This window comes from Pseudomonas sp. PDM17 (assembly GCF_014851985.1).
Classification (GTDB): domain Bacteria; phylum Pseudomonadota; class Gammaproteobacteria; order Pseudomonadales; family Pseudomonadaceae; genus Pseudomonas.
Genome location: NZ_JACVAT010000002.1, coordinates 149,435 through 167,932 on the forward strand (window position 1 = coordinate 149,435; position 18,498 = coordinate 167,932).

The 18,498-nt window shown below is 66.6% G+C and carries 18 protein-coding genes; 7 read left to right on the top strand and 11 right to left on the bottom strand.

Going from position 1 to position 18,498, the window contains the following annotated elements; all coding sequences use genetic code 11:
• Positions 1-143 precede the first annotated feature (143 nt).
• The 4 genes from IB256_RS06560 to IB256_RS06575 are packed head-to-tail and all read left to right on the top strand — an operon-like array spanning position 144 to position 9,149.
• Positions 144-1,442 carry an MdtA/MuxA family multidrug efflux RND transporter periplasmic adaptor subunit gene (locus IB256_RS06560; protein WP_192401756.1) on the top strand — a complete coding sequence of 433 codons (1,299 nt, stop codon included), beginning with the start codon at positions 144-146 and terminating at the stop codon, positions 1,440-1,442.
• Complete coding sequence (locus IB256_RS06565; RefSeq protein WP_192401758.1) at positions 1,439-4,561, top strand: MdtB/MuxB family multidrug efflux RND transporter permease subunit; 3,123 nt, start codon at positions 1,439-1,441, stop codon at positions 4,559-4,561. The genes IB256_RS06560 and IB256_RS06565 overlap by 4 nt, the downstream gene beginning before the upstream one ends.
• On the top strand, positions 4,561-7,677 hold the full coding sequence (locus IB256_RS06570; RefSeq protein WP_081516777.1) for a multidrug efflux RND transporter permease subunit: 3,117 nt from the start codon (positions 4,561-4,563) through the stop codon (positions 7,675-7,677). The genes IB256_RS06565 and IB256_RS06570 overlap by 1 nt, the downstream gene beginning before the upstream one ends.
• Complete coding sequence (locus IB256_RS06575; protein ID WP_192295198.1) at positions 7,674-9,149, top strand: efflux transporter outer membrane subunit; 1,476 nt, start codon at positions 7,674-7,676, stop codon at positions 9,147-9,149. The genes IB256_RS06570 and IB256_RS06575 overlap by 4 nt, the downstream gene beginning before the upstream one ends.
• Positions 9,150-9,156: 7 nt before the next feature.
• On the opposite strand, the gene IB256_RS06580 is transcribed toward IB256_RS06575, so the two are convergent.
• The 7 genes from IB256_RS06580 to IB256_RS06610 form a co-directional block, all read right to left on the bottom strand.
• Positions 9,157-9,450 carry a hypothetical protein gene (locus IB256_RS06580; RefSeq protein ID WP_192295199.1) on the bottom strand — a complete coding sequence of 98 codons (294 nt, stop codon included), beginning with the start codon at positions 9,448-9,450 and terminating at the stop codon, positions 9,157-9,159.
• Between the two features lie 31 nt (positions 9,451-9,481).
• The gene (locus tag IB256_RS06585) at positions 9,482-10,117 is read right to left on the bottom strand and encodes a C40 family peptidase (protein WP_225601665.1); all 636 of its coding nucleotides are present in this window, start codon (positions 10,115-10,117) and stop codon (positions 9,482-9,484) included.
• A 104-nt stretch (positions 10,118-10,221) separates the two neighbouring features.
• A complete protein-coding gene (locus IB256_RS06590; protein ID WP_192401760.1) occupies positions 10,222-10,791 on the bottom strand; it encodes a C40 family peptidase in 570 nt (189 codons plus the stop codon).
• Positions 10,792-10,914: 123 nt separating this feature from the next.
• The gene (locus IB256_RS06595; protein ID WP_192401762.1) at positions 10,915-11,340 is read right to left on the bottom strand and encodes a VOC family protein; all 426 of its coding nucleotides are present in this window, start codon (positions 11,338-11,340) and stop codon (positions 10,915-10,917) included.
• Positions 11,341-11,360: 20 nt separating this feature from the next.
• The gene (locus tag IB256_RS06600) at positions 11,361-11,822 is read right to left on the bottom strand and encodes a hypothetical protein (protein ID WP_192295202.1); all 462 of its coding nucleotides are present in this window, start codon (positions 11,820-11,822) and stop codon (positions 11,361-11,363) included.
• 92 nt (positions 11,823-11,914) lie between these two features.
• Positions 11,915-12,238, bottom strand: coding sequence for an antibiotic biosynthesis monooxygenase family protein (locus tag IB256_RS06605; protein ID WP_081516783.1), 324 nt, complete (start codon positions 12,236-12,238; stop codon positions 11,915-11,917).
• Positions 12,235-12,981 (bottom strand): CTP synthase, encoded by a 747-nt coding sequence (locus IB256_RS06610; RefSeq protein ID WP_192401764.1) that lies wholly within the window; start codon positions 12,979-12,981, stop codon positions 12,235-12,237. Before IB256_RS06610 ends, IB256_RS06605 begins: the two co-directional genes overlap by 4 nt.
• A gap of 108 nt (positions 12,982-13,089) precedes the next feature.
• On the opposite strand from IB256_RS06610, the gene IB256_RS06615 reads away from it, so the two are divergent.
• The gene (locus IB256_RS06615; protein ID WP_192382988.1) at positions 13,090-13,962 is read left to right on the top strand and encodes a LysR family transcriptional regulator; all 873 of its coding nucleotides are present in this window, start codon (positions 13,090-13,092) and stop codon (positions 13,960-13,962) included.
• Positions 13,963-14,010: 48 nt separating this feature from the next.
• On the opposite strand, the gene IB256_RS06620 is transcribed toward IB256_RS06615, so the two are convergent.
• Positions 14,011-14,397, bottom strand: a complete 387-nt coding sequence (locus tag IB256_RS06620) for a hypothetical protein (protein ID WP_192401767.1) — start codon at positions 14,395-14,397, stop codon at positions 14,011-14,013.
• 227 nt (positions 14,398-14,624) lie between these two features.
• Between IB256_RS06620 and IB256_RS06625 the strand changes: the two genes are divergently transcribed.
• Positions 14,625-14,951 carry an I78 family peptidase inhibitor gene (locus tag IB256_RS06625; RefSeq protein ID WP_192295207.1) on the top strand — a complete coding sequence of 109 codons (327 nt, stop codon included), beginning with the start codon at positions 14,625-14,627 and terminating at the stop codon, positions 14,949-14,951.
• A gap of 67 nt (positions 14,952-15,018) precedes the next feature.
• On the opposite strand, the gene IB256_RS06630 is transcribed toward IB256_RS06625, so the two are convergent.
• Entirely contained in the window at positions 15,019-15,276 is a 258-nt protein-coding gene (locus IB256_RS06630) for a hypothetical protein (RefSeq protein WP_192295208.1), read from the bottom strand.
• Positions 15,277-15,398: 122 nt separating this feature from the next.
• A complete protein-coding gene (locus tag IB256_RS06635; protein WP_192401769.1) occupies positions 15,399-16,322 on the bottom strand; it encodes a LysR family transcriptional regulator in 924 nt (307 codons plus the stop codon).
• 123 nt (positions 16,323-16,445) lie between these two features.
• Between IB256_RS06635 and IB256_RS06640 the strand changes: the two genes are divergently transcribed.
• Positions 16,446-17,204 (top strand): 3-oxoacyl-ACP reductase family protein, encoded by a 759-nt coding sequence (locus tag IB256_RS06640; protein ID WP_192295210.1) that lies wholly within the window; start codon positions 16,446-16,448, stop codon positions 17,202-17,204.
• 42 nt (positions 17,205-17,246) lie between these two features.
• Here the strand turns inward: IB256_RS06640 and IB256_RS06645 are convergent, their stop codons facing one another.
• Positions 17,247-18,335 (bottom strand): FUSC family protein, encoded by a 1,089-nt coding sequence (locus tag IB256_RS06645; RefSeq protein ID WP_192401771.1) that lies wholly within the window; start codon positions 18,333-18,335, stop codon positions 17,247-17,249.
• Positions 18,336-18,498 lie beyond the last annotated feature (163 nt).

Consider the following 18,498-nt stretch of genomic DNA (forward strand, 5'->3'; position numbering starts at 1 on the left):
TGCCCCGGTAATTCGTAACTCCCGGTAAATCAAAGGTAAATAGCGGGTAAAGAGACTTTGCCTGCGGCCATGCTGTGCTTATCGTTCAGCCTCGGTATTCTCACTTCTTTGCGCCAAGCCCCCTTTTCAAAAGACAGAGTCCCATGACTGCAAGCAACGGATCGCCCTCGAAACTTCGCACCCTGCGCCCCTGGCTCATCACCGCGCTGCTGTTCGCCGCGGTGGTGGGGCTGATCATGTGGCTGCACTCGACGTCTTCGGGGGCGCCGGCGGCCCAGGGCGGGCGCGGCGGACGACCGGGGCCGGGGCAGATGGCCGCGGGGCAGGGCGGCACGACGGTGACCGTCAGCGTCGCGCCGGTGGTCAAGGGCGACCTGCCAGTGCACTACCACGCGCTGGGCACGGTGACGGCCTACAACACCGTCAACGTCCGCGCGCGGGTCAGTGGCCAGCTGGTCAAGGTGCCGTTCCAGGAAGGCCAGGAAGTGAAGGCCGGCGATGTCCTCGCGGTGATCGACCCGCGTCCGTTCCAGGCCGCGCTGGACCAGGCCCAGGGCACCCTGCTGCAGAACCAGGCGCAACTGAAGAACGCACAGATCGACCTGGCCCGCTACAAGGGTCTGTACGCCGAGGACTCCATCGCCAAGCAGACCCTGGACACCCAGGAAGCCCAGGTGCGCCAGTTCGAAGGCACCCTGAAGACTAACCAGGGCCAGGTCGCCGACGCCAAACTCAACCTCGAATTCACCCAGGTGCGCGCGCCCATCTCCGGCCGCGTCGGCCTGCGTCAGGTGGACGTGGGCAACCTGGTCACCTCCGGCGACACCACGCCGCTGGTGGTCATCACCCAGGTCAAGCCGATCTCCGTGGTATTCAGTCTGCCGCAGCAGCAGCTGGGCACTATCGCCCGCGAGCTCTACAGCAACAAGCCGGTGCCGGTCGAGGCGCTGGACCGCAACCAGAACCAGACCCTGGCCACCGGCGTGCTGAAGACCCTGGACAACCAGATCGACACCACCACCGGCACCGTCAAGCTCAAGGCCGGCTTCGAGAACGACGACCACAAGCTGTTCCCCAACCAGTTCGTCAACGTGCGCCTGCTCGCCGAGACCCTGCCGGGCGTGTTGACCATTCCGGCCAACGCCGTGCAGCGCGGCAACGACGGCACCTACGTCTATCTGGTGGGCGAAGAGAGCAAGGCCAAGCGCCAGCTGGTCACCCTGGGCACCAGCGAGAGCGAGCGCGTGGTCGTGACCGAGGGCCTGAAGGAGGGTGATCGCGTCGTCGTCGAAGGCACCGACCGCCTGCGCGACGGCACCCGCATGAACATCGCCACCTCCGACGAGAAGGCCCGTGCGGCCGCCACCGAGGAGGGCGACAAGTCCACCGCCAAGCCGTTCGGTTCGGACACCCCGGTCCAGGACAGCGGTAAGAGCGAATGAACCCGTCGCGCCTGTTCATCCTGCGGCCGGTCGCCACCACGCTCCTGATGGTGGCGATCCTGCTGTCAGGGATCATCGCCTACCGCTTCCTGCCGATCTCGGCGCTGCCGGAAGTGGACTACCCGACCATCCAGGTGGTGACCCTGTACCCCGGCGCCAGCCCGGACATCATGACCTCCTCGGTGACTGCGCCGCTGGAGAACCAGCTGGGGCAGATTCCCGGCCTGAACGAGATGTCCTCCACCAGCTCCGGCGGCGCCTCGGTGATCACCCTGCAGTTCAGCCTGCAGATCAACCTCGATGTGGCCGAGCAGGAAGTCCAGGCGGCGATCAATACGGCGCAGAGCCTGCTGCCCAAGGACCTGCCGAACCAGCCGGTGTACAGCAAGGTGAACCCGGCGGACGCGCCGATCCTGACCCTGGCAGTGATGTCCCCGGACATGCCACTGCCGCAGATCCAGGACCTGGTGGACACGCGCCTTGCGCAGAAGATTTCGCAGATTTCCGGCGTCGGCCTGGTCAGCATCAGCGGCGGCCAGCGCCCGGCCGTGCGCATCCGCGCCAACCCCGGCGCCCTCGCGGCCGCCGGCCTGAGCCTGCAGGACCTGCAGACCACCGTCACCAACAACAATCTCAACGGCCCCAAGGGCAGCTTCGACGGCCCGACCCGCTCCTCGACCCTGGACGCCAACGACCAGCTCAAGTCCGCCGACGCCTACCGCGACCTGATCATCGCCTACAAGAACGGCTCGCCGCTGCGCGTGCGCGACGTGGCGAGCGTGGAAGACGACGCCGAGAACGTGCGCCTGGCCGCCTGGGCCAACACCTCGCCGGCGGTGGTGCTGAACATCCAGCGCCAGCCGGGCGCCAACGTCATCGAGGTGGTGGACAGCATCAAGAAGATGCTCCCGCAGCTGCAGGCGACCCTGCCCGGCAGCCTGGAAGTGACGGTGCTCACCGACCGCACCACGACCATCCGCGCCTCGGTGGCGGACGTGCAGTTCGAGCTGTTCCTCGCCGTCTGCCTGGTGGTGATGGTCACCTTCCTGTTCCTGCGCAATATTTCCGCGACGCTGATCCCCAGCTTCGCCGTGCCGCTGTCGCTGATCGGTACCTTCGGCGTGATGTACCTCGCCGGCTTCTCGATCAACAACCTGACGCTGATGGCGCTGACCATCGCTACCGGCTTCGTGGTGGACGACGCCATCGTCATGGTGGAGAACATCGCGCGCTACCTGGAGCAGGGCGACGAGCCGCTGGAAGCGGCGCTCAAGGGCTCGAAACAGATCGGCTTCACCATCATCTCGCTGACCTTCTCGCTGATCGCCGTGCTGATCCCGCTGCTGTTCATGGGCGATGTGGCCGGGCGATTGTTCCGCGAATTCGCCATCACCCTGGCGGTGGCGATCCTGATCTCCGGCTTCGTTTCCCTGACCCTGACGCCGATGCTCAGCGCCAAGCTGCTGCGCCACGTCGAGCCGGAGAAGGAAGGGCGTTTCGCCCGCGCCGCCGGGCGCTTCATCGACAACATGATCGAGCGCTACGCCGCCGCCCTGCGCGTGGTGCTGCGCCATCAGCCGCTGACCCTGCTGGTGGCCGTCGCCACCGTGGTGCTCACTGCGCTGCTGTACCTCTTCATGCCCAAGGGCTTCTTCCCGGTGCAGGACACCGGGGTGATCCAGGGCATCGCCGAGGCGCCGCAGTCGATCTCCTTCCAGTCCATGGCCAGCCGCCAGCAGGACCTGGCGAAGATCGTGCTGAAGGACCCGGCGGTGGACAGCCTGTCCTCGTTCATCGGCGTCGACGGCACCAACGCTACCCTCAACACCGGGCGCCTGCTGATCAACCTCAAGCCCCACGCCGAGCGTGACGTAACCGCCAGCGAGGTGATCCATCGCCTGCAGCCGGAGCTGGACCAGATCGCCGGCATCAAGCTGTACATGCAGCCGGTGCAGGACCTGACCATCGAGGACCGTATCGCCCGCACGCAGTACCAGTTCACCCTGCAGGACGCCGACCCGGATGTCCTCGCCGACTGGGTGCCGCGCCTGGTGGACCGGCTGCAGCAACTGCCGGAGCTGGCCGACGTGGCCACCGACTGGCAGGACAAGGGCCTGCAGGCCTACATCAACATCGACCGCGACACCGCCTCGCGCCTGGGCGTGAGCCTGTCGAGCATCGACAGCGTGCTGTACAACGCCTTCGGCCAGCGACTGATCTCCACCATCTTCACCCAGGCCACGCAGTACCGCGTGGTGCTGGAAGTGGCGCCGGAATTCCAGATCGGCCCGCAGTCGCTGGAGAACCTCTACGTGCCGTCCAGCGACGGCACCCAGGTGCGCCTGTCGAGCCTGGCGAAGGTGGAGGAGCGCCACACCCTGCTGGCGGTCAACCACATCGCCCAGTTCCCGGCCGCGACCATCTCCTTCAACCTGGCCAAGGGCGTCGCCCTCGGCGAGGCGGTGCAGGCGATCCGCGACGTCGAGGCGCAGATGGAAATGCCCGTCAGCCTGCAGGGCAGCTTCCGTGGTGCGGCGCAGGCCTTCGAGGCTTCGCTGTCCAACACCCTGCTGCTGGTGCTGGCGTCCATCGTCACCATGTACATCGTGCTGGGCATCCTCTACGAGAGCTTCATCCACCCGGTGACCATTCTCTCCACGCTGCCCTCGGCGGGTGTGGGCGCGCTGCTGGCGCTGATGCTCTCGGGGCAGGACATCGGCATCGTGGCGATCATCGGCATCATCCTGCTGATCGGCATCGTGAAGAAGAACGCGATCATGATGATCGACTTCGCCCTGGATGCCGAACGCAACGAGGGCAAACCGCCCCATGAGGCGATCTACCAGGCGTGCCTGCTGCGCTTCCGGCCGATCCTGATGACCACCATGGCCGCGCTGCTCGGCGCGCTGCCGCTGATGCTCGCCGGCGGCGCCGGCGCCGAGCTGCGCCAGCCGCTGGGCGTCACCATGGTCGGCGGCCTGCTGGTCAGCCAGTTGCTGACGCTGTTCACCACGCCGGTGATCTACCTGTACTTCGACCGCCTGGCCACGCGCTGGGCCAACTGGCGGCAGCGCCACGGCCTGGACGTGAACAGCATCGACCCGGCGGAGCGTGGCTGATGGGCGGCCTGTCTCGCCTGTTCATCCTGCGCCCGGTCGCCACCTGCCTGCTGACCCTGGCGCTGATGCTGGCCGGCGCGCTGTCGTTCAGTCTGCTGCCGGTGGCACCGCTGCCCAACGTCGATTTCCCGACCATCCTGGTGCAGGCCTCCTTGCCCGGCGCCAGCCCGGAAACCATGGCCTCCACGGTGGCAACACCGCTGGAGCGCTCGCTGGGGCGCATCGCCGGGGTCACCGACATGACCTCCAGCAGCTCCCTGGGCAACACCACCATCATCATCCAGTTCGACCTGTCCAAGGACATCGACGGCGCCGCGCGCGAGGTGCAGTCGGCGATCAACGCGGCCATGAGCCTGCTGCCCTCGGGCATGCCGAACAACCCGACGTACCGCAAGGCGAACCCGTCGGACATGCCGATCATGATCCTCACGCTGACCTCGGATACCTACACCCGCGGGCAGATGTACGACCTGGCCTCGACCATCGTCTCGCCCAAGCTGGCGCAGGTGAAGGGCGTGGGGCAGGTGAGCATCGGCGGTTCCTCGCTGCCGGCGGTGCGCGTCGACGTGAATCCGGACCAGCTCAGCCACTACGGCATTTCCCTGGACACGGTGCGCAACGCCATCAACAACACCAACGCCGATGGGCCCAAGGGCTCGCTGGAGTTCGGCGAGCGCCACTGGCAGGTGGACTCCAACGACCAGTTGCGCAAGGCCAGCGAGTACGCCCCGCTGATCGTCCACTACAACGCCGACACCGGTGCGGCGGTGCGCCTGCGCGATGTGGCCAAGGTCACCGACTCGGTGGAGGACGTGCGCAACGCCGGCTTCTCCGACGATCTGCCGGCGGTGCTGCTGATCATCACCCGCCAGCCCGGCGCCAACATCATCGAAGCCACCGACGCCATCCACGAGCAGCTGCCGATCATCCAGGACGTGCTCGGCCCGCAGGTGAAACTGTCGGTGATGGACGACCGCAGCCCGTCGATCCGCTCCTCGCTGGAGGAGGCCGAGCTGACCCTGATCATCTCCGTGGTGCTGGTGATCCTGGTGGTCTACCTGTTCCTGCGCAACGGCCGCGCCACGCTGATTCCCAGCCTCGCGGTGCCGGTGTCGCTGGTGGGCACTTTCGCGGTGATGTACCTGTGCGGCTTCTCGCTGAACAACCTGTCGCTGATGGCGCTGATCATCGCCACCGGTTTCGTGGTGGACGATGCCATCGTGGTGGTGGAGAACATCGCCCGGCGCATCGAGGAAGGCGACCCGCCGATCCAGGCGGCGATCCGCGGTGCGCGGGAAGTGAGTTTCACCGTGCTGTCGATGACCCTGTCGCTGGTGGCGGTGTTCATCCCGCTGCTGCTCATGGGCGGCATCACCGGGCGGCTGTTCCGTGAGTTCTCGGTGACCCTGGCGGCGGCCATCCTGGTATCGCTGGTGGTCTCCCTGACGCTGACGCCGATGCTCTGCGCGCGCCTGCTCAAGCCGGTCGAGCGCGGGCCGAAAAAGGCCTCGGTGGAGCGCCAGAGCAACCGCTATTTCGTCGCCTTCATGCAGCGCTACCGCGCCAGCCTGAGCTGGGCACTGGAGCACTCGCGGCTGATGGTGATGATCATGCTCGGCTGCATCGCGCTGAACCTTTATCTGTTCGTGGTGGTGCCCAAGGGCTTCCTGCCACAGCAGGATTCCGGGCGCCTGCGCGGCTTCGCGGTGGCCGACCAGAGCATCTCGTTCCAGGCGCTGGACAAGAAGATGGCGCAGTTCCGCAAGATCCTCTCCGAGGACCCGGGCGTGGAGAACGTGGTGGGCTTCGTCGGTGGCGGCAAGTGGCAGTCGAGCAACACCGGCTCGTTCTTCGTCACGCTGAAGGACATCACCGAGCGCGACTCTGCCGAGACCATCGTCAACCGCCTGCGCAAGAAGCTGGCGGAGGTGCCAGGCGCCAACCTGTTCCTGGTCGCCGGCCAGGACGTGCGCATCGGCGGCCGCCAGGGCAACGCGCAGTACGACTTCACCTTGCGCAGCGATGACCTCAACCTGCTGCGCGAATGGGCGCCCAAGGTCGAGGCGGCGATGAACAAGGTGCCGCAGATCGTCGACGTGAACAGCGACGCCCAGGACAAGGGCGTGCAGAGCCGCCTGGTGATCGACCGCGACCGCGCGGCGAGCCTCGGGGTGAACGTCGCCGAGGTGGACGCGGTGCTGAACAACTCCTACGGCCAGCGGCAGGTCTCGACCATCTTCAACCCGCTGAACCAGTACCACGTGGTGATGGAAGTCGCCCAGCCGTACCAGGAAACGCCCGAGGAGCTGCGCCAGGTCTATGTGATCAACAGCGAAGGGCAGCGCATTCCGCTGTCGGCCTTCACGCATATCGAGCCGAGTCGCGCGCCGCTGGAGGTCAATCACCAGGGCCAGTTCGCCGCCACCACCTTCTCCTTCAACCTCGCCCAGGGCGCGCAGATCGGCCCGGCCCGCGACGCGATCCTGGCGGCGGTGGAGCCCATCCACCTGCCGATGGAAATCCAGGCCACCTTCGAAGGCAACGCCGGCGCGGTGCAGGACACGCAGAACGACATGCCCTGGCTGATCCTGCTGGCGCTGGTGTCGGTCTACATCGTGCTGGGCATCCTCTACGAGAGCTACGTTCATCCGCTGACCATCCTCTCGACGCTGCCTTCGGCGGGCGTCGGCGCGCTGCTCACGCTGATGCTGTTCCGCACCGAGCTGTCGCTGATCGCGCTGATCGGAGTGATCCTGCTGATCGGCATCGTTAAGAAGAACGCCATCATGATGATCGACTTCGCCCTGGACGCCGAACGCACCCAGGGCCTGTCCCCTCGGGACGCGATCCTGGAGGCGGCGATGAAGCGCTTCCGGCCGATCATGATGACCACCCTGGCCGCCATCCTCGGCGCACTGCCATTGATCTTCGGCATTGGCGGCGACGCCGCGCTGCGTCGCCCGCTGGGCATGACCATCGTCGGCGGTCTGATCGGCAGCCAGTTGCTGACCCTGTACACCACCCCCGTCGTCTACCTCTACCTCGACCGCCTGCGCCATTGGGTCAACAAGAAGCGCGGCGTGCGCACCGACGGCGCCCTGGAGACACCCGTATGATCCGTTCCCGTTCCCTTCTTCCGTTGGCGCTGGCCGTGGCCCTGGCCGGTTGTGCCATCGGCCCGGACTACCAGCGCCCCGAGCTGACGGTGCCCGCCAGCTTCAAGGAGGGCGAGGGCTGGCAACTGGCGAAGCCGCAGGACGGCTTCAACCACGGCGCCTGGTGGGAGCTGTACGGCGACGCCACGCTGAACGATCTGCAGACCCGTCTGGTGGCTGCCAACCAGACCCTGGCACAGTCGCTCGCGTCCTATCGCCAGGCTCAGGCGCTGGCCAAAGGTGCGCGTTCTTCCTTCTTCCCCACGATCAGCGCCGACGTCGGCAAGACCCGCTCCGGGCAAGGCACCGGTAGCGGCGGCAGCGTGCGTCTGCCGGACGGTTCCACCGTCAGCAGCGGCGGTGGCAGCAGTTCGATCAGCAACAGCTACTCGGCGAGCCTCGGTGTGAGCTGGGAGCTGGACCTGTGGGGCAAGCTGCGCCGCCAGCTGGAAGCCGACAACGCGAGCATGGACGCCAGCGCGGCGGACCTGGCCAACTCGCGGCTTTCGCTGCAATCGCAGCTGACCCAGAACTACCTGCAACTGCGCGTCATGGACCAGCAGATCAAGCTGCTTAACGACACGGTCACGGCCTACCAGCGCTCGCTCAAGCTCACCGAGAACCAGTACAACGCCGGCATCGTCACCAAGGCCGATGTCGCCCAGGCGCGTACTCAGCTGAAAAGCACCGAGGCCCAGGCCATCGACCTGAAGTACCAGCGCGCGCAGCTGGAACATGCCATTGCCGTGCTGGTCGGCGTGCCACCGGCACAGTTCTCCCTGGCTGCCGTGGACGGCGTGCCAGGCCTGCCGAATGTGCCGGCGCTGCTGCCGTCCGAACTGCTGCAGCGGCGCCCGGACGTGGCCTCCGCCGAGCGCCAGGTGATTTCCGCCAACGCCAAGATCGGCGTGGCCAAGGCTGCCTGGTTCCCCGACCTGACCCTCACCGCCGCCGGCGGGTACCGCAGCGGCAGCTTCCAGAACTGGATCGAGACGCCCAACCGCTACTGGTCCATTGGCCCGCAGTTCGCCATGACCCTGTTCGACGGCGGGCTGATTGCCTCCCAGGTCGAGCAGGCCGAGGCGAGCTACGACCAGACCGTGGCCAGCTACCGGCAGACCGTTCTGGACAGTTTCCGCGAGGTCGAGGACTACATGGTCCAGCTCAAGGTGCTGGAAGAGGAAAGCGGCGTGCAGCAGGAAGCGCTGGATTCCGCCCGCGAGGCGCTGCGCCTGACCACCAACCAGTACAAGGCCGGCACCATCGACTACAGCAATGTGGTCACCACCCAGACCAGCGCGCTTTCCAACGAGCGCACGCTGCTGACCCTGACCGGCAGCCGCTTGACCGCCAGCGTTCAACTGATCGCCGCGCTGGGCGGCGGTTGGGATGCGGCGAGGATCACCGAGGAAGGGCAGGCGACGCGGGACTGATTTCGCGTCAGTCCTCGATCAGCGCGCTGAGGGGAATGCGGAAGTGGCTTTCCCCATCCAGTGACTTGATCCCGCGCGGTAGCGCCGTGCTCACCAGCGCGGTGCCATCCAGGCGCTCGAGGACTTCGCAGTCGATCTGGCCTACGGCCGGCAGGCGATCGTCCTGATTGAGGGTGCGCAGGCGCGCGCGCGGCTTGAGAAAGCGCCAGTCACGCCCGCCAGCGTCGATCAGCCGGCATTCGGCCCAACCCGGGAAGCACTCTTGCGTGTAGCGCACTATCTCGACCAGCAGGCTGGGCATCGTCAGGGAGTTCCGGTGGCGGGAAGGGAGATCAGCCGTTGAAACGGCGGGCGGTGCTGTAGCTGCGTTCCCAGTAGCTGTTGTTCAGCGAATCCATGCGGATGCGCTCGCCGCTGCTGGGTGCATGGATGAACTGGTTGTTGCCGATGTACAGGCCGACGTGGCTGACATCGCCGCGGCCATTGCGGTTGAAGAACACCGCATCACCGGGCTCGAGCTCACCGCGGCCGACTCGCTGGCTGCCGCTGTCGATCATCTGGCCGGTGGTGCGCGGCAGCTTCATGCCCGCTTCGGTGCGGAACAGGTAGACCAGCAGCCCGCTGCAGTCGAAGCCGTTGGCAACCGTGGTGCCGCCGCGACGGTAGGGCACGCCGATCAGCTGGCGGGCGCGGGCTACCACACGGGAGCTGCTGCCCGCCTGAGCCTTGTGCACCCCCGGTTGCAGTGGACGCTTCACTTCGTGGTGCAGGCGGACGTTGTTGCGATTGACCACTTTCACATGGCTGGAACGAGACAGGCTGGATGTGGCCTTGTGCTGCGTCGTGCGCTTTGACTCGCGGGCTTCGGCGTGAGGAGTGGTGATGGCGAGCAAAAGGGTTGTGCTCAACAGGGTGAGGAAACGCATCTTGGGTACATCGAGTGACTGGGTAGCGGAACGGGGCGCCATCTTAGAAATCCCCTGCGTCGGATTAACGAGGGGAAGCTGCAAATCGTCGTAGGCATTTTCCGATTGAGAAATGGGGAGTGACCTGCCTTCGTCTGCCTGGCAGGTCAGCCGCTGAAGCGACGCGCCGTGGTGTAGCTGCGCTTCCAGTAGCTGTTGTCCAGGGAGTCGATGCGGATGCTCTTGCCGGTGCTCGGGGCATGGATGAAACGGTCGCCACCGATGTACAGCCCGACGTGGCTGGTTCCGCCCTCGCCGTTATGGTTGAAGAACACCGCGTCGCCGGGCTTCAGTTCATCGCGGCTCACTTCGTTGTGGCGCTGGGCGATCATTGAGTGGGTGGTGCGTGGCAGCTTGCGATTGGCGATGCTGCGGTAGAGGTAGACCAGCAGCCCGCTGCAATCGAAACCGTCTTTCTCGCTCTGGCCGCCCCAGCGGTAGGGCGTGCCGATCAGCTCGTGGGCGCGGGCAATGATGCGCGAGGTTTCCGCCGGGCTGTGCGCCGGGCTGCGGCCCAACTGGGCTACCCGCCAGGCGGTGCCAGCGCGCGTGAAGCCCCGGTCGATGGAGGCGTGCTCGTAGCGGCGCCAGTCCGGCGCGTCGAAATCATCGGCCAGGGCGGTCGGTGCTCCCAGGGTGCAGAGCAGGTAGAGCGGGAACCAGCAGAGGGGGCGCACGTCGGATCACCTCGGGGTGAACGGTGGGGACGGGCGCCATCCTAGGAACGGCTAGAAAAGATCGATGTAGGAAATTTCCAGTAGGCCTGAAGGCTAATTCCACTGAGGATGATCGGTCAGCACTCAGCGTGCGAACAGCTGGCCGATGTCCTTGAAGGCCTTGAACTCCAGGGCGTTGCCACAGGGATCGAAGAGGAACAGCGTGGCCTGCTCGCCCACCTGGCCCTGGAAGCGCACATGGGGTTCGATGACGAACTGCGTGCCACGTTCGCGCAGCCGCTGCGCCAGACCCTCCCAATCTTCCCAGGGCAATACCACGCCGAAGTGCGGTACCGGCACGTCATGCCCGTCGACGGCATTGGTGTGCGCTGCCTCCTGGCTGGCGGTGCGCGGGTGCTCGTGGATCACCAGCTGGTGGCCGAAGAAATCGAAGTCCACCCACTGGGCACTGCTGCGGCCCTCGGCGAGGCCGAACACCTCGCCGTAGAAACGCCGGGCCAGGGCGAGGTCGTAGACGGGAATGGCTAGGTGGAAGGGCGATAGAGCCATGGACGTGCTCCCTGTCAGGTTCAGGCCGGTACGGCCAGCAGGCGGCTGATGGTGGCCTTGGCCGCGCTCATCTGGCCCTCACGGGCGAGGCGGGTGAAGTCCAGCAGGGCGTGTTCGTGCTCGGCGAGGTCGTCGAGGATGTCGCGGTCATCGTCGTCGCCCTCGATGGCCAGGCTGTCGTAGCGCCGGACGTAGGGCTCCACCAGCACTTCGAGTTTTTCCAGGGTCTGTGGCCAGTCGAGCCCGAGCCAGTCGGCGGCGCGCTGGCGGCCCTGGGCGGCGGCGTGCGCGGTGTCGCCCAGCGGCAGGCCGTGACGCTGCAGCAGCCGCGCCATGCGCAGGCCGGTCTGGCGTTCCAGTCGCGCCAGCAGGAGCATCGAGGAGGCCCCCTCCGGCAGTTGCTCGGCCAGGCCGAGGAAGAAGTTTTCACCGCGGACTTCGCCCAGGTAGGCGGCCTGCAGTTCACTGGCTTGTCGGTGCATGCGTCGGTCCCCCGTGCTCAATGGGGACCAGCCTAGACGATGTGCGCCGGGCATCGAACCCGGCATGTCGTGTCTGGGCCAGAACGGGTCGCTCAGCGTTCGAAACCGTATTCGCGCTCGACCCGGCTGATGCGCACGCGGAAGGCACTGTACCAGTCGCGGCGGCCGGCCTGCTGGGCCATGCGGTGCTCGGTCTGCTGCTTCCACTGGCGGATGGCGGCCTCGTCGCGCCAGTAGGACACGGTCAGCCCCAGGCCGTCAGCGCCACGGGCCGACTCGACGCCGAGGAAGCCGTCCTGCTGCGCGGCCAGTTCCAGCATGCGTTCGGCGGTGGCGCCATAGCCTTCGTCCAGCTCGGTGCGGTAGGAGGTGAAGGTCACGGCGTAGTAGGGCGGTTGCGGTGTGCTGGCGATCATGCGGGGCTCCCGATGCGAGTGGGCTCTTGGCTGGATTGATGGCGGAAAGCAGCGGACAGAAACGCTTCGGCCAGCGGCACGGCGATGCCGGCCAGGGCCTTGCGTTCGGGCTGGAACAGGGTGGCGACGAAGAACGGATGGTCGGTCGCTTCCAGTGCGCGGATGCTGCCGTCCTCGCCGTGGGCACAGGCGCGCAGCGAGCCGCTGAACAGCTCGTCCTGGAACTGCGGGTTCAACCCGTAGCTGCAGCGATAGCCCTCGCGGATATCCGGCAGGCCATAGATGGCCGCCAGGTGCGAGCCGGCGGTAAGGCGGATGGTCTCGCTGACTTCCACCAGTGAACAGGGCAGGGCATGCACCACCGGGCGCGCCGCTTCCGGGTCCGTCTCGGCGTGGGCCGCGTCGCTCCAGCCGAGGACGTTGCGGGCGCGCTCCAGCAGGGCGTGCTGGAAGCCGCCGCAGGTGCCGAGGAAGGGCACCCGGTTTTCGCGGGCGAAGGTGATCGCCCGCAATGCGCCTTCGGTGTTCTGGTAGGGGCTGCCGGGGATCGCCCAGAAGCCGGAGTAGGGCTCAAGGTCCAGCCTCTGGGCGAGGCGCGGGGTGTCCAGCCAGTCCACGCGCAGCGTGCCCGAATGCGGCAGCAGCGATTGCTGCAGGGCCAGGGGAATTGCCCAGTGGGCGGTGACGCGGCTGTCGCGGTCGCCGATCAGGCCGATGCGCAGTGTTTTACGACGTTTTCCCATCCTGTGTTCCCCCTGGCGTCGTGGCCCATTGGCGGGCCCATGGGAGGCAATTTATAGTTGCGCAGGTGCAATCGAAAATGGGCGGTTGCGCAACCTTGGAGTGCGTCGATGCAATACCGTCTGGAATACGCCGATCTGGCCCTGGTGCTGGCGCTGGTACGCGGAGGCAGCCTTGCGCGCGCCGCGGAATTGCTCGAGGTCGACGTCTCCACCGTGTTCCGCGCCGTGCGCCGGCTGGAAAAGGCGCTGGGCACCGCGCTGTTCGAGAAGGGCCGCAACGGCTACCTGGCGACCGCCACCGCGCAGCAACTGGCGACCCAGGCGGAACTCGCCGAACAGGCGCTGGAAGCGGCTCGTCTGGGGCTGGAGCAGGGCCACGACGTGCTCAGCGGCACCGTGCGCCTGACCTGTTCCGACACCGTGCTGCAAGGCCTGCTGCTACCGGCCCTGGCGCGCTTCATGAAGCGCTACCCGGCGCTGAACCTGGAGCTGACCACCTCCAACGCCTTCGCCAACCTCAGCCGCCGCGACGCCGACATCGCCCTGCGCCTGACCAACGCGCCGCCGGAGCATCTTGTCGGACGCAAGCTGGGCGAGGTGCACTACGTCCTCTGTGCCCATCGCGATTACCTGGCCGAGCAGGGCGAACGCCCCTGGCAAGACATGAGCTGGATCGCCCCGGACGACTTTCTGCCCGACCACTCCAGCGTCGCCTGGCGCCGCCAGGCGTTTCCGACGGTGCTTCCGGCCTACCGCTGCAACAGCATGCTGTCGGTGCTCGATCTGTGCCGCGCGGGGCTGGGGCTGGCTGCGCTGCCGGCGTTCCTGCTGCGCCCGGACGACGGGCTGCAGGTGCTGGAGCCGGAACTGCCCGGTTGCAGCATCCATCTCTGGTTGCTGACCCGGCCGGACTGCCGGGCGCTGCGGGCGGTGGTGACACTGTTCGAGGAACTGGCCGGGAGCATTCGTCTGCCGGCCTGAATGAAAAGACCCCGCCAGAGAAGCGGGGTCTTTGGTCTGTAGCAGTGCTTACCAGTGGCGGTAGTGCCCCGGCGGGCCGTAGTAGCCGGGGCCGTAATAGCGCGGCGGACCATAGTAGCGGGGTGGGCCGTAATAACGCGGGCCGGGCACCACCACGACCGGGCGATAGACCGGCTGGTACACCGGTTGATACACGGGCTGATAGACCGGCGCCGGCTGGTAGTACACCGGTGGCGGCGGGTAATAGGCGACTGGGGGCGGTGGAGCGTAATAGGGCGCCGGCGCGGGTTGCGAGCCGGCGACCACGGCACCCCCGACAACGGCGCCGACCACCGCGCCGATTGCCGCGGCATCGGTGTTGCTGTTGGCCGCGGCCTGGTCGGCGAGGGCAAGGCCGGCGCAGAGCAGGGCGATCTGGGGGAGACGGTGAAGCATGATGCACCTCCTGAGGAACCCGGCGAGGAACCAGGTATCTATGAGACATCGGCCTCGAAAGAATCGTAACGCCGCCGGTGTAAAGGTTGTGTAAATGGCGCCGTACGGCTCTGCGTCGGGCATTGCATGTATCAGCCTGCAATACATCCATCGCGCTGCCGCAGCCTTCGGGCTGGTAAGGTGGCGCCTTTCGCGTTTTTTTCCATGAAGAACCAGGGAGACCTTCCATGCCCTTCAACCGAGTGACTCTCTTGTCGCTTCTCGCTGTCGCCGCGCTCGCCGGCTGCAGTTCCAAGGATTCCTCGTCCGATGCCGCCCAGCCGGCCGCGGATGATTCGTCGGCCATGACCGGCACCTGCAACGCCAAGGCGGTGCAATCGATCATCGGCAAGGTCGTCAACCCGACCCTGACCGAGGAAGCCCGCCGCGATGCCGGCGCCAGCGTTGCCCGTGTGCTCACCCCGCACCAGCCGGTGACCATGGAGTACAACTCGCAGCGCCTGAACATCGATGTCGATGACAACCAGGTGGTGAAGCAGGTCTCCTGCGGCTGAGTCCTTCGCCGGCCGGCGCCCATGAAAAAGCCCCGCCTAGGCGGGGCTTTTTCGTTTCCAGTGCGGATCAACGGTTGGCGGGCTTCTTGATCACGCGCAGCGCCTGGCTCGACTGGTTGACGCACTCCTCGTAGTTGCCGGCCTTCTTCGCCGCCTCGGCCTTGGCGACGTACTCGTGAACCGTATTGACCTTCACGCCGGTGGCGTTCTTGCTGGCGGTCTTGAGGAAGTCGTTGATCTGCTGCAGGTTGCCGTCGCACAGCGCGCTGTCAGCGAAGGCCGGTACGGAAAACACCATGGCCAGGAGCAGGGCATATTTTTTCATCCAGGTTCTCCTCGATTCTTGATGCGCAAGCTTCTGGTCTGCGTAGCTTGCTAAGTATCGACCCGCTGGCGACTGGCAAGATTCATTTCAATTTCCGCAACAAAGGTTGAGGTCGTAGCGCTTCACAGCGCACTGAAGCGCTGCTCCAGGCCCTGGCTGCGGAAGTGCTCGATGACGCAGTCGACGAATACCCGCGTCTTGGCCGGCAGCAGCTTCTGCGCGGCGTAGTAGAGCGCAGTGTTGCCGGCGTCCACGTACCACTCCGGCAACACGCGCACCAGGCGGCCGCTGTCGAGGTAGGGCGCGGCGTGCTGCATGCTTACCAGGGTCACGCCCAGTCCCATCAGGGCGGCGACGCAGGCGGCTTCCGGGTCGCTGAAGGTCATGCGCTCCTTCAGCGCGATCGGCGCCTGAGCCTGCTGGCGGTTGGTCAGCGGCCAGGGCCTCACGCGGCCGGTCTGTGGTGAACGGATGCGGATGCCGTCGTGGCTGGGCAGGTCCGACGGATAGCGGATTGCCGGGCGGCCGTCGAGGTAGGCCGGCGAGGCCAGCAGCACCAGGTGCGCCGGGCTCAGCTTGCGCGCCACGACGCCGGGCGGAAGCTCGAAGCCGCCGCCGATGGCCGCGTCGAAGCCTTCGGCGATGAGGTCAACCTGGCGGTTGTCGAAGTGCCAGTCCGGGCGGATCGCCGGGTAGCGCCCGAGGAAGTCGCCCAGCAGCGGCAATATGTAGTCGCGGCCGAACACCAGCCCCATGCTCACCTTCAGCATGCCGCTGGGCTGGCCGTCGGCGCTGGCCAGATTGGCGATGGCGCTCTGCAGGCTGGCCAGGCCACCGCCGGCTTCGTCGAGAAATCGTTCGCCGGATTCGGTCAGGGCCAGGCTGCGGGTACTACGCTGGAACAGCCGCACGCCCAGGTTGTTCTCCAGTCGCGCCACGTTCTTGCTCACCGCCGCCGGGGTCAGCCCCAGGCGGCGCGCGGCTGCGGCGAAGCTGCCGGCCTCCGCGCTGCGGACGAAGCATTCGATACTGATCAGGCTTTCCATGGGTGGTATTCCGGACGTTTGGTATCGACTGAATATAGCGATTGCTGGCTACCGAGTAACGAGTCCGCGAGGGAAACTGGCCCCGTCGAACTTACTCCCCCACTGGATTCCTGGAGACACGAAATGACCACCACGCAAACCACCCAATCCCTCACCGGCAAAGTCGCTTTCGTACAGGGCGGCTCCCGCGGCATCGGCGCCGCCATCGTGCAGCGCCTGGCCCGCGAAGGCGCTGCCGTGGCCTTCACCTACGTCAGCTCGGCGCAGAAGGCCGAAGACCTCGCCGCCAGCATCGAAGCCGCCGGCGGCCGCGCCCTGGCCCTGAAAGCCGACAGCGGCGATGCAGCTTCCGTGCAACAGGCCATCGACACCGCAGCCCAGCGCCTGGGCGGCATCGACATCCTGGTGAACAACGCCGGCGTACTGGCCATCGCCCCGGTGGAAGAATTCAGCCTGGAAGACCTCGACCGCACCCTGGCGGTGAACGTGCGCAGCGTCTTCGTCGCCACCCAGGCCGCCGCGCGGCACATGGGGCAGGGCGGTCGCATCATCACCATCGGCAGCACCAACGCCGATCGCATGCCCTTCGGCGGCGGCGCGGTCTACGCCATGAGCAAGTCGGCCATCGTCGGCCTGACCAAGGGCCTGGCCCGTGACCTCGGCCCGCGCGGCATCACCGTGAACAACGTGCAGCCCGGCCCGGTGGATACCGACATGAACCCCGCCGACAGCGACTTCGCTGCCTCCCTGATGGACCTGATGGCGGTGGGTCGTTATGGCCGCGCGGAAGAAATCGCCGCCTTCGTCGCCTACCTGGCCGGTCCGGAAGCGGGCTACATCACCGGTGCCAGCCTGACCATCGACGGCGGCTTCGGGGCCTGATCGATTCCTGATCGACTCTTGGTAAAAACGGCGCGGCCGGGCTCAGGCCCGGTCGCGGCTCTGGATGTTCCAGTGCCCGGAGGTGGCGGCGAGCTTTTCCGAAAGCATCTCCACCTGTTCATAGAGACGCAGGGTGAGCCAGTAGAAACCCTGCTTCTCGAAGGAGTCGGTCAGGTTGTGCGGCCGCACCGGCAGGTTGTCCAGACCCTGGCAGGCCTGCACCAGCTTGCTGGTGCGACTGAACTTGAGGGCATGGGCCGATTGCAGCAGCAGACGGCCGATGATCTGCCGGTGCGAGTCGAGGCTGGCCGGCACCGGTTCTATCTCCCCGGCCTGGGCGGCGAACTGCCTGGAGGCGATCAGCGATTCCAGGGTCCCCATGATCGCGCGGTGGATGCGCTGGAGAATCTCCAGCTCGCGCAGCGGCATGCCGGTCTCCCGCGACACCGGCCCCAGGTGCGCACGCGATGCCACCAGACGGTGGTCCAGCTCCTCCAGCTGGCGGGCGAAATGCTCGGGCGTGAAGTCGTGGTTGGAAGACAGCTGCCCGTACATCCGCGCGCAGGCGCGCAGGTTGTCCGAGAGCAGATAGCGCCAGACATAGACCGCCCGCAACGGGTAGATCTGCGAGAACAGCAGGGCCACGGCGACGCCGATCAGTACGTTGGCCGAGCGCCATAGCCCTTCGGTGAATCCCGTCTCGCCGGGGCCGGCGACGATGCACATCGTAATCCCCGCCAGCAGCGCGACGTAGCCGGGCCGGCGGATCGCATAGAAGGCCGAGGCCGCGCCCAGCACCGACATGGCCAGGTAGGTGAGGGTGAGCGAACGGGTCTGGTCGTAGATCGCGATCACGCACAGCCCCAGCGCCGCGCCGACCAGGGTGCCCATCACCCGCTCGTAGGACTTGCCGCGAATCGTCCCCTGGTGCACCAGCCCGCCCATCACCACCAGCACCGTCACCGAGGCCCAGAGACCGTGGGGCAATTTCAGCACGCTGGTCAGCAGCATCGAGGCGAGCAGTGCGAGGCCGACGCGCACGCAGTGAATCCAGGCGGCGTAACGGTAGCGGGTGTAGGGGTTGGCCAGGCGGCGGAACGGCAGGGTGAGGATCGAGGGTTGCTTCGCCAAGGGAAGCGGCTCCGGTTGTGGGGGACTCTGCAAGGGTAGTCGGTTGCGCCGGCCAGAGCCTGCGATGGATCATTCTGGCGAGCCGCCGAACGGGCTCAAGGCAGCTGCGGGCACGCCGATAGAAATTCCACCGGAAGCGCTGGTTCCTCTTTACCGGTCTTCG